This window comes from Marinifilum fragile JCM 15579 (assembly GCF_001310955.1).
Lineage (GTDB): Bacteria > Bacteroidota > Bacteroidia > Bacteroidales > Marinifilaceae > Marinifilum > Marinifilum fragile.
In genome coordinates this window covers 1-13,846 of record NZ_BAZX01000036.1, presented here as the reverse complement: position 1 = coordinate 13,846, position 13,846 = coordinate 1, and the positions used below count along the sequence as shown (strand labels likewise).

General features: G+C 33.9%; 14 protein-coding genes. 8 read left to right on the top strand and 6 right to left on the bottom strand.

Features of this window, described 5'->3' with window-relative positions; translation table 11 throughout:
* Positions 1–38 precede the first annotated feature (38 nt).
* From JCM15579_RS17805 to JCM15579_RS17795, 3 genes are all read right to left on the bottom strand, one after another.
* Positions 39–1,295 (bottom strand): hypothetical protein, encoded by a 1,257-nt coding sequence (locus JCM15579_RS17805; protein ID WP_054722302.1) that lies wholly within the window; start codon positions 1,293–1,295, stop codon positions 39–41.
* A gap of 136 nt (positions 1,296–1,431) precedes the next feature.
* Entirely contained in the window at positions 1,432–2,178 is a 747-nt protein-coding gene (locus JCM15579_RS17800; protein ID WP_054722300.1) for a DUF6261 family protein, read from the bottom strand.
* Between the two features lie 655 nt (positions 2,179–2,833).
* Positions 2,834–3,130 carry a putative quinol monooxygenase gene (locus JCM15579_RS17795; RefSeq protein ID WP_054722298.1) on the bottom strand — a complete coding sequence of 99 codons (297 nt, stop codon included), beginning with the start codon at positions 3,128–3,130 and terminating at the stop codon, positions 2,834–2,836.
* A gap of 99 nt (positions 3,131–3,229) precedes the next feature.
* Between JCM15579_RS17795 and JCM15579_RS17790 the strand changes: the two genes are divergently transcribed.
* A complete protein-coding gene (locus tag JCM15579_RS17790) occupies positions 3,230–4,228 on the top strand; it encodes a PhoH family protein (RefSeq protein WP_054722296.1) in 999 nt (332 codons plus the stop codon).
* A gap of 254 nt (positions 4,229–4,482) precedes the next feature.
* On the top strand, positions 4,483–5,430 hold the full coding sequence (locus JCM15579_RS17785; RefSeq protein ID WP_054722328.1) for a phosphoribosylaminoimidazolesuccinocarboxamide synthase: 948 nt from the start codon (positions 4,483–4,485) through the stop codon (positions 5,428–5,430).
* Between the two features lie 217 nt (positions 5,431–5,647).
* On the opposite strand, the gene JCM15579_RS17780 is transcribed toward JCM15579_RS17785, so the two are convergent.
* The 3 genes from JCM15579_RS17780 to JCM15579_RS22375 form a co-directional block, all read right to left on the bottom strand.
* The gene (locus tag JCM15579_RS17780) at positions 5,648–5,983 is read right to left on the bottom strand and encodes a translation initiation factor (RefSeq protein WP_054722294.1); all 336 of its coding nucleotides are present in this window, start codon (positions 5,981–5,983) and stop codon (positions 5,648–5,650) included.
* A 91-nt stretch (positions 5,984–6,074) separates the two neighbouring features.
* Positions 6,075–6,278: a PLDc N-terminal domain-containing protein gene (locus tag JCM15579_RS22380; protein ID WP_054722292.1), complete on the bottom strand. Its 204-nt coding sequence runs from the start codon at positions 6,276–6,278 to the stop codon at positions 6,075–6,077.
* A 3-nt stretch (positions 6,279–6,281) separates the two neighbouring features.
* Positions 6,282–6,458, bottom strand: a complete 177-nt coding sequence (locus JCM15579_RS22375) for a PLDc N-terminal domain-containing protein (RefSeq protein WP_373280245.1) — start codon at positions 6,456–6,458, stop codon at positions 6,282–6,284.
* A 727-nt stretch (positions 6,459–7,185) separates the two neighbouring features.
* Between JCM15579_RS22375 and JCM15579_RS20985 the strand changes: the two genes are divergently transcribed.
* From JCM15579_RS20985 to JCM15579_RS17740, 6 genes are all read left to right on the top strand, one after another.
* Positions 7,186–8,004, top strand: coding sequence for a sulfide/dihydroorotate dehydrogenase-like FAD/NAD-binding protein (locus JCM15579_RS20985; protein ID WP_054722288.1), 819 nt, complete (start codon positions 7,186–7,188; stop codon positions 8,002–8,004).
* Between the two features lie 27 nt (positions 8,005–8,031).
* Positions 8,032–9,534 carry an NADPH-dependent glutamate synthase gene (gltA, locus tag JCM15579_RS20980; protein WP_054722286.1) on the top strand — a complete coding sequence of 501 codons (1,503 nt, stop codon included), beginning with the start codon at positions 8,032–8,034 and terminating at the stop codon, positions 9,532–9,534.
* A 13-nt stretch (positions 9,535–9,547) separates the two neighbouring features.
* A complete protein-coding gene (locus JCM15579_RS17755; RefSeq protein ID WP_054722284.1) occupies positions 9,548–10,006 on the top strand; it encodes a ferritin family protein in 459 nt (152 codons plus the stop codon).
* 391 nt (positions 10,007–10,397) lie between these two features.
* On the top strand, positions 10,398–10,853 hold the full coding sequence (locus JCM15579_RS17750; RefSeq protein WP_054722282.1) for a ferritin family protein: 456 nt from the start codon (positions 10,398–10,400) through the stop codon (positions 10,851–10,853).
* Positions 10,854–11,020: 167 nt separating this feature from the next.
* Positions 11,021–13,003: a LysM peptidoglycan-binding domain-containing protein gene (locus JCM15579_RS17745; RefSeq protein ID WP_054722280.1), complete on the top strand. Its 1,983-nt coding sequence runs from the start codon at positions 11,021–11,023 to the stop codon at positions 13,001–13,003.
* Between the two features lie 258 nt (positions 13,004–13,261).
* A partial coding sequence (locus JCM15579_RS17740; RefSeq protein WP_218186226.1) for a hemoblobin-interacting domain-containing protein occupies positions 13,262–13,846 on the top strand: 585 nt, incomplete at its 3' end.

The following is a 13,846-nucleotide window of genomic DNA, read 5'->3' as shown; positions in this document are numbered from 1 at the left end:
TGATGGGTATAAGTATAGGGAAGTATTTGGTGCTGTATTTATTTGCCATTTATCATTGCTTCATAAATTCTTGTTCGCCAATAGTCTCGTGAAACAATATCTTCTGTTTCAAATAATTCTTCTACTTCTCTTAGAAGTTCAAATAATTTAAAAGTATTATCAACTTTGATATTAATTAACTTTTTATAGATTTTATCTTTATATTTTAGGAATTCAGTTTTTTGTGCTCGTTTGATACTGCTACTTAGGAATCTTCTAATATGATCTGGGTTTTGAAATTTTGTAATTCTTTGAGCATCTTCACAAACTTGCTCTATATAAAAGTCTATTAATTTAGGTAGTTCAGAAATATCATTTAATACATTTTCAACTTTGCCTCTATGTTGGTAAGTTAAAAGATCTGTAGGCTTTTTATTTTCCTTTTTGTAGCCTCTAGGTTTTATGAAAATTTCACTTTCAGATTTATTATTTGAATATATAAGCTTGAACATACCATTGAATGAAACAGAATTTCTTTTGATTTCATCATTTTCAAGTATTAGTTCAAACATTATTTCAAGATTGTCATCTACTTTAATTTTATCATTCAATGCAAAAGTTACGTAAAGACTTGACTCATCAACAAAATAACTAGAAATATATGTCTCTATTCCTGATTGCTTAGTATAACTATCAAGAGACATCAAGGCAACAAAAACTGAGAAGTTTAATCCAAAATCTTTATATCCATTTGTTGAAGTAATTGCTCGCAAATAAAATTTATTATTATCGAATTTTTCAACTAATCTTATACTCTTTTGGTCTTGATTTTTTTGATTTTTTGAATTTAGATAATCTTTAATTACGTCTATCAGATCATAATATTCTCTATCTCTACAATAATTTGCAAACCTGTTGAACTGAAAATAATCTAGAAGTTCCATTTTTGACGAATATCTCGTTTCTACAGTTAACTTGTCTGATTTTATTTTGTTGATAATTTGTTCGTCATCAATGGAGAATATTTCAAAAATTGCTTTTTCTCCTTTTAACATTTTTTGTAGATGTATATCTTTCATATCTACATTTAGATCTATTTTCTCACATTTTTCATCTATTTGAATTAATGAATCAATAAGTGATTTTGCATTACCAACATGAATTTCTGTTGGCTTGTTAGTGTCAATTTCGAAAAGCTCTAAGAGTTCATCTTTGAAATTATTTCTTTTCTTTAAAAGCTTTATTAATTTTTCAGTTGATACAAAGCTATCAACTGAAAAATCATCAAATGTTTTAATCTTTCTCTCTATGATCATTTTTACATGGGGTTAAGTAAGAACTAATTGTTGTTATCTAAAGTTTATTATTAGGTTCTTTATAGAATATATCTGTACAATTTAGAAAAAACTACCCCTCTCGGGGTAGTTCCAAATTGCATGTAAGTAATTATTACTAATCTACGGAAGTTGACTCTTCAGGAACTTCAGTTTCGTCTTTTTTGCTGATTCTGGATTTAATTACCAGGTTGTATTTTTCAATCATCTGATTGATGTTCTTGTTTACTTCGGTGTAAGCTTCTGCGCCGTTTAACAAAGCATTGGCTTCCATATATTTTAATACGGCTTTATAGGCATCGTAGCATTTCTGGCGGTATTCAACCATGGTAATTTCAGGCGATTTGGCATCCAATTCCATGCGCTCCATATATTGTATTTCGAATTGAGTGTTGAATTCCTCCAATTTGTTCGCCCAAGGACTTAGATTCAGCTTGGTTAGAGCCTGTGCAAGTGCATCATCGTTTTTCCATTGAGTACAAATCTTTCTGATGGTACTGGTCTCTTTAATGTAATTGTAAGTAGCAATTTGGTCGCCGTAATTGTCAATAGAATTAAGTAGGTTTTCGGCAGCCAAACTCATGGCAGGGTCGTAATGCTTCAGATAAGCTTCTAATGCATCAATAATACCTGACAATGCTTGGTCTCTTTTTCCATCTAATTCTTGAACCAGCTTGGTTAGTTTGTTGGCCAATTCTGGGTTGTAGAATGCGTCCATTTCATTAAAAATGGCTAACAAAGCATCGTATTGGGCTTTTACCTTAAGTAGCTCGGGGTTTGCTTTAGAAATAATCTCAAGAAATGACTTAATGAATTGAATTAACTCCAGGTTTTGGAGGTTGTGAAAATTAATTTTTGAATACATAAAATATGGGTTTTAGTTTGTAGGTTAAAGTTTTATGTCAAAACTAATGTATTAAAAATATTACAATAATAAGGTGTAGTTAAATAAAAATTTGATTAAAAAATGTATTAGTCAGGAAAAAAGGACCATTAAATGGGTAAAATTTATCTTTCAGTTTAAAAATAGCGAATGGATGAGCAATGATTTATTGAGGAGTAGTAAGTGGTGTTAGGAATTATAATCAATGAAAAATATATTTAAAACTCTATTTTGGGGAAGCAGGTTTTGAAAAAAAAACGCCTTCCCCAAACTGGGGAACCCTTGTTTAAAAAAAAGAGAGCTTCCCCAAGCTGGGAAAGTTTAAAATGAAAAAAAGAATAGCTTTCCCAGTTTGGGAAAAGCCCAATCTGAAAAATAATGCCTTCCCCAAGATGGGAAAACGCAAATTGAAAAAATAAAGTGCTTTCCATCTTGGAAGGGGCTTAAAAAATAGATTGGGGTTTCCCCAAGTTGGGAGATGTATTTTAGGAAAATTATAGGTAGTGAAAAACAACCAGTAATAGTTATTAATAAGGAATGACCTTTGACTATTAGACAGAGGGACTATTCGACTTTATTTGTACTTGGAACGGTAATTTTTTGTTGGTCTTTTTCTGAATCAAGTTCCGTTGTGAATCTACTGGATGTTATTGGCGTCCTTCATACTCCATGCTTGGGGTTTATTGGCAAACCATTGTTTTACCTGGCTCCAATTGCCACGGAAAAAATCGGATTCACGGTAAATGTTTAATGCCAATTCGGATTCCCAATGACTTACCGTAAAGAAGATGGAAGGGTTGTTTTGATCCTGTAAAACCTGAAGGTAGGAACATCCTTCGAAGGCCAAGATATCAGCTTTTTCGTTTTCGGTTAGCTCTTTAAAAGCGTTGATGTGTTTAGGAAGAATTTCAAGTTTCACAAAACGAATAATCATGGGAATTTTATTTGCTAAATTTTCACATATAATCGGTTCACAAATCAGAATTAATAACTAATTTGGGAGCTCAAATGTAATGAATATTGAAAGAACTATATGATAGAAAAGAGTATATCTTTAGGGGTAATTGACCCTCTTGAATTTTATGGAATTAACAATGCAAAATTTGAAGTTGTAAGAGAGATGTTTCCGAAGCTTAAAATTGTTGGCCGAGGAAATGAAATCATCGCAAGTGGAGAGGAAAAAATACTTGAAGTATTCGAGGAAAAAATCAATTTGTTGATTCAACATTACAATCAATACAATGTTCTTACTCTTTCTAATATCAAAAGAATAATTCTTGAAAATAATCCGGGAATTCAAGACCCTGATGATCCTGAAAGTGTAATTATTTTTGGAAATAACGGGAAAATTATTCGTGCTAAAACAACCAATCAGCGCAAGCTGGTAGAAAAAACAGCAAAAAACGATATGGTGTTTGCCGTAGGTCCTGCAGGATCGGGTAAAACTTATACAGCAATTGCCTTGGCGGTTAAAGCCCTGCGCAATCAAGAAGTAAAACGTATTATTCTGAGCCGTCCGGCGGTTGAGGCGGGAGAAAACCTTGGATTCCTTCCTGGTGATTTGAAGGAAAAGATTGATCCATATTTGCAACCACTTTACGATGCTTTGCTGGATATGATTCCACCTAGAAAACTAGCTGATTATTTGGAAGCTGAGGTCATTCAAATTGCTCCTTTGGCGTACATGCGTGGTAGAACCTTAAATGATGCTTTTGTGATATTGGATGAGGCTCAAAATACAACTACCAAGCAGCTTAAGATGTTCTTAACTCGTATGGGAACCAGTGGCAAATTTATGATTACAGGTGATATCACCCAGATTGATTTGCCGCGCAAGCAACAATCTGGTTTGATTCAGGCATTCAGGATTCTTCGGAAGATCAAAGGAATAGCTATGGTTGAGTTCGATAGCTCGGATATCATTCGCCACCGATTGGTAAAGGAAATTGTTGCCGCTTACGAGAAGGAGGATGAAAGACTAGAACAAAAAATAAAAGAGAGAAAGCTGGAGGAGGAAAAAAAGGAAGAGTAGATAGTTGTTATCTATTCAGTTGCGCTCTGAAACTTGAGGCTTGTAGCATGTAACTGGATGCTTGTAAATGTTTGTTGTCTTTTAAAATTTGATGTTTGAAATTTGAAGCTTATTTTTCTGTAACAAATTCGACAAATGTTCTTTTATACAATTTTAGATTTCCATATATTCGCAACAAGTTAAAAATAACTATTGGCTTATGGCTGTTAGTTAAAATTAAACCGTTTTATAAATTATTTGAATTTTTTGGAGCAATGAAAGAAGCTATTGTTAAAACAGATTTTAATTTTCCGAATCAGAAAAATGTTTACAAGGGTAAGGTAAGAGACGTTTATAATATCAACGACGAATATCTTGCAATGGTTGTTTCGGATCGTATTTCAGCATTTGATGTTGTATTGCCTAAAGGAATTCCTTTTAAAGGTCAGGTTTTAAACCAAATTGCAGAACGCTTCTTAGATGCAACTGCAGATATTGTTCCAAACTGGAAAATTGCTACTCCAGACCCAATGGTAACTATTGGTCATTTGGCAGAGCCATTTATGGTTGAAATGGTAATTCGTGGTTACCTAACAGGACATGCTTGGAGAGAATACAAGGCTGGTAAAAGAACATTATGTGGTGTGCCACTTCCTGAAGGAATGGTTGAAAACCAAAAGTTCGAAAAGCCAATTATTACACCAACTACCAAAGCTTTAGAAGGTCACGATGAGGACATTTCAAGAGAAGAAATCTTGGAGAAGGGAATCGTAAGCAAAGAAGATTACGAAATGCTTGAGAAGTACACAATGGCATTGTTCCAAAGGGGTACTGAGATTGCTGCTGAAAAAGGTTTGATTTTGGTGGATACCAAATATGAGTTTGGTAAGAAAGATGGTAAAATCTACTTGATTGACGAAATTCATACTCCTGATTCATCACGTTATTTCTATACAGAAGGTTACGAAGAACGTTTGGCAAATGGCGAAGCTCAAAAGCAATTGTCAAAAGAGTTCGTTCGCGAGTGGTTAATGGAAAATGGATTCCAAGGTAAGGAAGGACAAGTAGTTCCTGAAATGGATGAAGAAAGAATTAATCAAATTTCTGAGCGCTACATCGAGTTGTATGAGCAAATTATTGGTGAGAAATTCGTTAAGGCTGAAGCAACAGGTGTTAAAGATAGAATTGAAAAGAATATCGCAGCTTGTTTGAAAGAAATTTAATACCATTTTGATGATAAAATGTCTTAGGTATTATGCCGATGGATTTCTAAAGGCGCAATGGGAGTGAAGCGAAGCAATGCGGCATTTTAGAAACAAATCGGTATAAGCTTTGAGAAAAAATAATATAATAAACCCCCGAAATTTTTGGATTTCGGGGGTTTTATATTTGCATGATGTACAGACGCACGGCCGTGCGTCTCTATAACAATCATTGAAATCATCCACCAACACGCTTTGCCTGGTAACCTTCTGATTTTAGGATATCCATGATTTTATCACGATGATCACCTTGAATCAGAATTTCTCCATCCTTAACAGAACCACCGACACCACATTTCGATTTTAGCATTTTTCCCAATTCTTTTAGATCATCAGGATCTCCCACAAAACCTTCAACTAAAGTAACCGCTTTTCCTTTGCGTTGCTTTTTGTCAAGCATTACCTTTAATTTTTGCTGATTAGGAGGAAGCGTTTCCTCTACAAAATTTTCTTCATATTCATACTCATAATCAGGGTTCGTGGAATACACGATATTTTTTTTCTTTTTAGCCATAACAAAAAAGGATAAAGTTTAAAGTAATAAGTATAAAGTCTGCAGAAGGTTATTCATTTCTGAACTTTATAACTGCTAACTGCAAAGATACCTATTTTCTCTTTCGATGTTTTATGCGGTCGTAAAAATAGATAATGGAGCCAATAATTGGAAGGAAGATTACCAGTAGAATCCAAATCAATTTGTCGATTCCCAGTAATTTTCTTTTGAGGATATCTACTATTGCAACAATTGGCAGAAGAATGGCTACTATTTTAAGTAGTAGCCAAATATTAAATAGAACTGAGGTAATCATGCTTTATTTTCTAATCTTTTGTTTCAGTCCAAATATAAAATAAAGAATTGGACCAAAAAATGGGAATAGCAATACTACCAGAACCCAGATTAGTTTGTTCGAGTTTGTAAATTCATTTCTAACAATATCTATTAAAGCGATCAATGGCAAAAGGAAAATCAAAATCGAGAAAACGATCATGATGTTCATTCCAATTCCGGAAAAATAGCAACTGTCACACATTTTTAAAAAGTTTGAGTTAGATGAAAGATGTTATCACTATTAAAGTTAGGGAATAATTACCTGCTTGCACAGCGAACACACTTTTTACTTTCAGGTATAATCATGATTATACCAATTGGAATTTCAGAGCCACATCTAATGCAGATTGCAAATTTTGGACCATATAGATTTAGCACATTAATCTAAAAAGAAGTTTCTCATTTCAATAATGAAAAGGATAGCACATTTTCAAACAAACATTTCTTATAAGTGCATTCATTTTATTCTTCTTTTTCAGATTAAAGCAAATAAACTTTTTGATTAAAAATCTTTTCATAAAAAAAGTGATAAAGAAGTTTTTTTTCGTTTTCTAATCTCGACTTATTCTTGATTGGAGATAAGGAATGGAATTACTTCCGTATTTTTTGCATAAGTAGTTGTAATGCTATATTTTACAAATTGATTAAATGCAGGAAGAGGTGATAAATGAAAAGGCTGAGAATCTAAGGGTTTAATTACATTTATCCTAAAGTAAAAAACTGTTTAAAAATACTTTTTTAGTTTAGTAGGTATGCCACTTCTTTTTACATTTGGAATAGAAATAAGTACTGATTATTAATGTTGGAAACGATTGCGAATAAGCGAGTTCCATTTATTAATAAATCAGTTTTTGTTTTGTTTTTTCATTCATTTATTAAAAAACGTAATGAACAAGATCGTTGAAAAAGAAGATTTTTCAGAAAAAGTAGTAAAACTTGTAGTTGAAGCTCCTTTAATTGCTAAAGCACGCAAACCAGGTAATTTTGTTATTGTAAGAGTTGGCGAAAAAGGAGAACGAATTCCTCTGACCATTGCAGGTGCAGATGTTAAGAAAGGAACCATTACCATGATTGTACAAAAAATGGGTGTTTCTTCTAAAAAGTTATGTGCTCTTGAAGTAGGTGACTACGTTACAGATTTAGTTGGTCCACTTGGTAAACCAACCGAGATTCACAATGTAGGCACTGTGCTTTGCTGCGGTGGTGGTGTAGGAGTTGCTCCACTATTACCAATTGTAGAAGGATATAAGAAAGCGGGAAATAAGGTAATAACTGTTCTTGCTGCGCGAAATAAAGATCTTCTGATTTTAGAAGATGAGATGCGCAAACATTCCGATGAGGTGATCATTATGACTGATGACGGATCATACGGAAAAAAAGGTTTGATTACAGAAGGTATGGAAGAAGTAATACAACGTGAAAAAATTAACGAGTGTATTACCATTGGTCCAGCTATTATGATGAAGTTCTGTTCGCTTCTAACCAAAAAGTATGAAATTCCAACTATGGCAAGTTTAAATAGTATTATGGTTGATGGTACTGGAATGTGCGGTGCATGTCGTGTTACTGTTGATGGTAAAACTAAATTTACTTGTGTAGATGGACCTGAATTCGATGCTCATAAAATCGATTTTGATGAAATGATGTCGAGACTTGGTGGATACAAGACTGAAGAGCAGGATAAAATGGATCATTTTCAGGAATAATCAAATAACAATAACAAAACCAGGACAATGGAAAGGTCTGAAGAGTATATAAAAAACGAGCGCAAAAAAGAGTGGAGAGTTGAACTCCAAAAGAAAACAAAAGCCAAAGATCGTATGGCTATTGAAAGGGTCAAAATGTCAGAGCAAGATCCTAACGAGCGTATTAAATCACAAAGAATTGAAGTAAATAAAGGATTAAGTGCGGAACAGGCAGTTCAAGAAGCTATGCGTTGTATGGACTGTGTGAATCCTACTTGTATGGAAGGATGTCCGGTAAGCATTAACATTCCTAAGTTCATTAAAAATATTGAAAGAGGTGAGTTTGGAAAAGCTGCTTCTGTATTAAAAGAAACTAGTGCATTGCCTGCAGTTTGTGGTCGTGTTTGTCCACAGGAAGTTCAGTGCGAGCAAAAGTGTTTTTATGTAGAGAAATTGAACCAACCATCGGTAGCTATTGGTTATTTGGAACGTTTTGCTGCTGACTGGGAGAGAGAATCTGGTGAAATTGCCGTACCTGAATGCGCAGAATCAAATGGCATTAAAGTGGCTGTTATTGGTTCAGGTCCATCAGGATTGTCATTTGCTGGTGATATGGCAAAATTGGGATATGATGTAACTGTATTTGAAGCATTGCACGAAATCGGTGGTGTATTAAAATATGGTATTCCTGAATTCCGTTTGCCAAATGCAGTTGTTGATGTTGAAATTGACAACTTGCGTAATATGGGGGTTAAGTTTATCACCAACTACATTGTTGGACAAACAGCTACTCTTGAAGATTTAAAAGGGGAAGGTTTCAAAGCATTTTATGTTGGATCAGGAGCAGGTTTGCCAAGATTCATGAATATTCCGGGAGAAAATGCAAATGGTATCCTATCATCAAACGAATATCTTACTCGTGTAAACTTGATGGGTGCTGATTCTGAAGATTCAGATACTCCTGTACTTCGTGGTAAAAACGTAGTTGTAGTGGGTGGTGGTAACACTGCAATGGACTCGGTTCGTACTGCAAAACGTTTGGGTGCAGAAAATGCCATGATTGTTTATCGTCGTTCTGAAGAAGAAATGCCAGCGCGTGTTGAAGAGGTTCACCATGCAAAACAAGAAGGTGTTGAGTTCTTAACGCTTACAAACCCTATTGAATACATTGCTGACGAAAACGGTCGTGTAAAACAAGTTAAAGTTCAGAAAATGGAATTGGGAGAGCCTGATGCTTCAGGACGTAGAAGACCTATTCCAATGGAAGGTTCAGAATATACTATTGATGCAACTGTTGTGGTTGTGGCTGTTGGTGTATCTCCAAACCCATTGATTCCAAACTCTGTTGAAGGATTGGAAGTTTCTAAATGGGGAACTATTGAGGTGGTTAAGGATAAAATGCAATCGTCAATTCCAGAAGTGTTTGCAGGTGGTGATATTGTTCGTGGTGGAGCTACTGTAATTCTTGCTATGGGTGATGGTCGTAAGGCTGCTGCCAATATGGATACTTATTTAAAAGAGAAATATTTGTCTAAAAAAGTGGAACAATAAAGAATAGATCATTATGAAAGAATTTAATTCACTTGAGGATATTTTAGATTTTGCCATTAACGAAGAACAAATGGCAGCTGATTTTTATACTGCACTTGCAGAAAAAATGGAACATCAGGAAATGAAAGATACTTTCGAACAATATGCTTTGGAAGAAATCGGACATAGAGCTAAATTGGAAGCCATTAAAAATGGTAAAGAGTACAAAGTTTCTGAGGAGAAAGTTGCTGATTTAAAAATTGGTGATTACTTGGTAGATGTTGATACTGAAAAGACAAACATTACCTACCAGGAAGCTTTAACCATTGCAATGAAAAAGGAGAAAGCTGCTTTCAAATTATACAATGATTTGGCTGCTGCTGCTTCAGATTCTGCTTCACGCGATATGTTTTTAATGTTGGCTCAAGAAGAGGCAAAGCATAAGCTACGTTTCGAGGTTGAGTATGACAACAATATTCTTACTGAGAACTAGAATTTGATAAGATATAGAAGAAAGCCGTAGCAATAGCTACGGCTTTTTTATTGTATACTTCAGGATTGGTTTTATTCGAAAAGGAAAATTCAAGTTTGTTTCTTAATCAGCTTTAGTTTTTATGCTGATTTGTAATCACATCGTCAACCATTGCTTCCATTACCTTTCCATTAATATCAGGAGCAGAAGTTAGTCATATTACGGACAACATATAGATTTTTTAGCCGAGGGATAAGAGTGGAATTATATATCTTAGGATTATTGCATCTTAAAAGCAAACAATCTTTTTGACATCGAAACAATTATTTCGTAACTTATTGATTTAATACTTTTTAAAAATAAATTGATTGGTTGAATTAATAGGGGTGTAAATATCAAAATAGTAGGTTAGATGAAGATTTTTAGAACTTTTGAGGAAATAATCGATTATGCGATTGATAGTGAAATGAACGAAATTGAGTTTTACTCGGATTTGGCTGAGCGAATGGATAGGAAGAATGTAAGGCAATTGTTTATGAATATTGCGCTTGAAAAAACCGCAAGAATGTTAAGACTTGAAAAAATGAAGGATCTTAAGGTGGAGTTCGATGTGGATGAAGTGCAGGATATGAAAATTGCAGGATCGCTAGAGGATATTGATTGTAAAAAAAACGATCTATCATATCAGGAGGCATTGATTCTTGCTATGAAAAAGGAAAAAGATAAGTTCAAATTCTATTTGGAGATGTCAGAGGTTGCGGTAAATAAAGAATGTAGAGAAACATTTTTAGCATTGGCAAATGAGGAAGCGCGACAAAAATTGAAGTTTGAGATTGAATATGATGAATTTGTTCTTGTAGAAAACTAATTTACAGTCACTTTATGTGTTAAATTTATAATCGGAGTTGGTGTATTCAACTTCGATTTTATTTTTTCTGTGGCGCAATTCTTGTATATATTTTGTTTTCAAAGCATACTTTAGTATTTTTGTTTGCAATTTGAATGAACTATAAACGTTTGAAAAACAAATATTTAATGAATTGTTTTCTTCGCATCTTTTTCTTGATTGGTCTTTTTTGGGGGACTATTAATTTTACCTATTCACAGAATACTACAGTTGAAATATCTAAAAATAAGGTAGTTGTTAGTGGTAAAACTTATCTTTTGCATATTGTAAAAGAAAAACAAACTTTATTTTCTATTTCTAAAGCTTACGGTGTCGCGCTTAGTGAGCTTATGGAAGTTAATGGCAAAAGTCAGGCAACAGTAAGTATTAATGAAGTGTTGCGAATACCTTTTATTGAGGGAAAAAAGGCTATTATACCCATTATTGTTAAGAAAGAGGATGATAGATATATCTATCATGTTGTAAAGAAAGATGATACGGTTTATTCTCTTTCGAAAGAGTATCATGTGTCAATGTCTTCCATTGAGGATGAAAATCCAGGAAGTAAGCAGTCTTTACCGTTGAATTCTGTGGTAAAAATCCCCAAAAATCAACAACAAAAAGAAGTTAAGGAATCAAGCATTCCACAGCACGATAAAAAATATTACTATTACGTTATTAAACCAGGGGATACGCAGTTTTCTATTGCTAACGAGTTTAAGATGAAGCAAAAAAAACTTCGAAAATTGAATCCACAAGTAAAGAGCAAAATTTTACAACCTGGTGATTGGGTAAGAATTCCACGTTATTTGGTTCCACCTGAATATTTTGAGGTGAAAAAAACACCTAAGGATACAATTAAAGAGGAGTTGGTTGTTCTGGATACCATGCAGGTTGAGAAGGTGAAACAGGAAATTTCCAAAACAAAAGTAAGTGTTGGTTTGTTTTTGCCATTGTACCTTGAAGCCAATGATACAATAAACCAGATTATAACTTATAAAGATACCATTGAAATTGTTACGGAAAGAGAACCTCGCGTTATCTATCGCAATTCCCAAGAGTTTATTCGTTTCTATCAAGGCGTATTACTGGCTGTAGATTCTTTGCAGAAGGAAGGTTTGTCCGTGGATTTGCATGTTTTCGATACGGAACGCGATCCTGAAAAATTAAAAAGAACTTTATCGCAAATTCAATTTATTGATTTTGATTATTGGATTGGTCCTGTGTATCCGAATACATTTGAAATAGCTGCTGATTTTGCAAGAGTAAAGAAAATACCTATCATTTCTCCTTTGTCTGCAAAAAATCCTCAAATCAATTCGAATCCTTTTGTGATACAATTAAATACTTCATTGAATTCAATATGTCGTCAAATTTCAAATTATGTTAGCGAGGATTTTGAGTACAAGAATATTGTTGTTGTACATCCCCAAAGATATAAGCATTTAAATGAAGCAAAGGTGATCAAGGATATTGAACATCAACTGTTCGAAAAAGGATTGTATTGGAAAACCGATGAAGTATCTTATAAGAAAATTTCATTTGATGAATATGGTCGATATGGTTTAGAGGCTACCCTGTGCGATTCTTGTGAAAATATTGTGGTTTTACCTTCGAATGATCAACCATGGGTAGAGAATATCATTACCAACTTAAATGTGTTGAGTCAAAGATATGCGATACGCTTGGTAGGATTCTCAAAATGGCAAAGGTATACAAGTCTTGAGGCTGATTATTTTTACAATTTAAATTTTTCTTTGCTCAGTCCTTATTTTGTTGATTATAAAGAAGCAAAAATCAATGATTTTGTAAGTAAATTTAGAAATAGGTTTATGAGTGAACCAAGTGATTTTAGTTTCAGAGCATATGATATTTGTAGATTCTTTTCGTTGGCAGCAAGTAGGTTTGGAACCGATTTCCCAGAAAATATGAATGAAATGGATGTTGAGATGCTACAATCAGCTTATTATTTTAAGAGAATATCAGCATTTGGAGGATTTGAGAATAGAGGAACTCTCCTGATTAATTACTCAAGAGATTTTAAGATTCGACATCAGAAATATAAGCAAGAAGAGGACGAAATAGAAGAAAAAGATACAGAAGACTTGTTAGAAAAGTCATTTGGATTATAATATTGAAAAGCTGATCTTGAAGGTCAGCTTTTTTTATCCACAATCGGATAATTCTTCCATTAAAGGAATTTATTAAGAAATATTAAAAGAAAATAGGGAATTCAATACTTTCAGGATTAATGCATCCTATTTTCTCCAAAAACGTAGATGAATTCTATAAATGGGTAAAAACACTTAAGTGTCAATATAACAAGAATATAGGAGGTTTGGTATATACTTTGGTTTACTCAAGCTGTTAGTTATCAAAAGTCCTATGCTATGAAAAAATATTTACTCCTGGGATACCTATGGGTATTTTCTACTGTTATTTTATTCGCTCAAACTACTCCTCCGGTTTTAACACCTGACTCAAATGCAACCGTTGATAATCCATTTATTGTTTCATATGTTGATGACGCAACTTGGGAGACTAGTATTGATTCTATTTTTTACAATAGCGTTAAACTAGATGCAGTAGGTGTTTATACGGTGGATGCTGATGCCAATACGATAACTTTCGATCCTTCTCTACAGGCTATATTACAAACGCCTGCCACCGCAGATTTGATAATTTATGTTACAGGTTATAATGATGCAACTGTTTCACAGACCATTGGTCATGGAGCGGCTGCAAAATTCACCATTACCACTCAGCCAACATCGCCTGCTACAAATGGTGCAGTACTGGCAACACAGCCTGTTCTTCAACTGAAAGATCAGTACGATAACAATTGCGATTCTGATGATGCAACACAAGTTGATGCATCTGCTACCGGAAATGGAACATGGACATTGGGAGGAACTTTACCTCAAACAGCATCAAATGGTGTGGTAAGCTTCTCAGGTTTAACCGCAAGTAGTAAT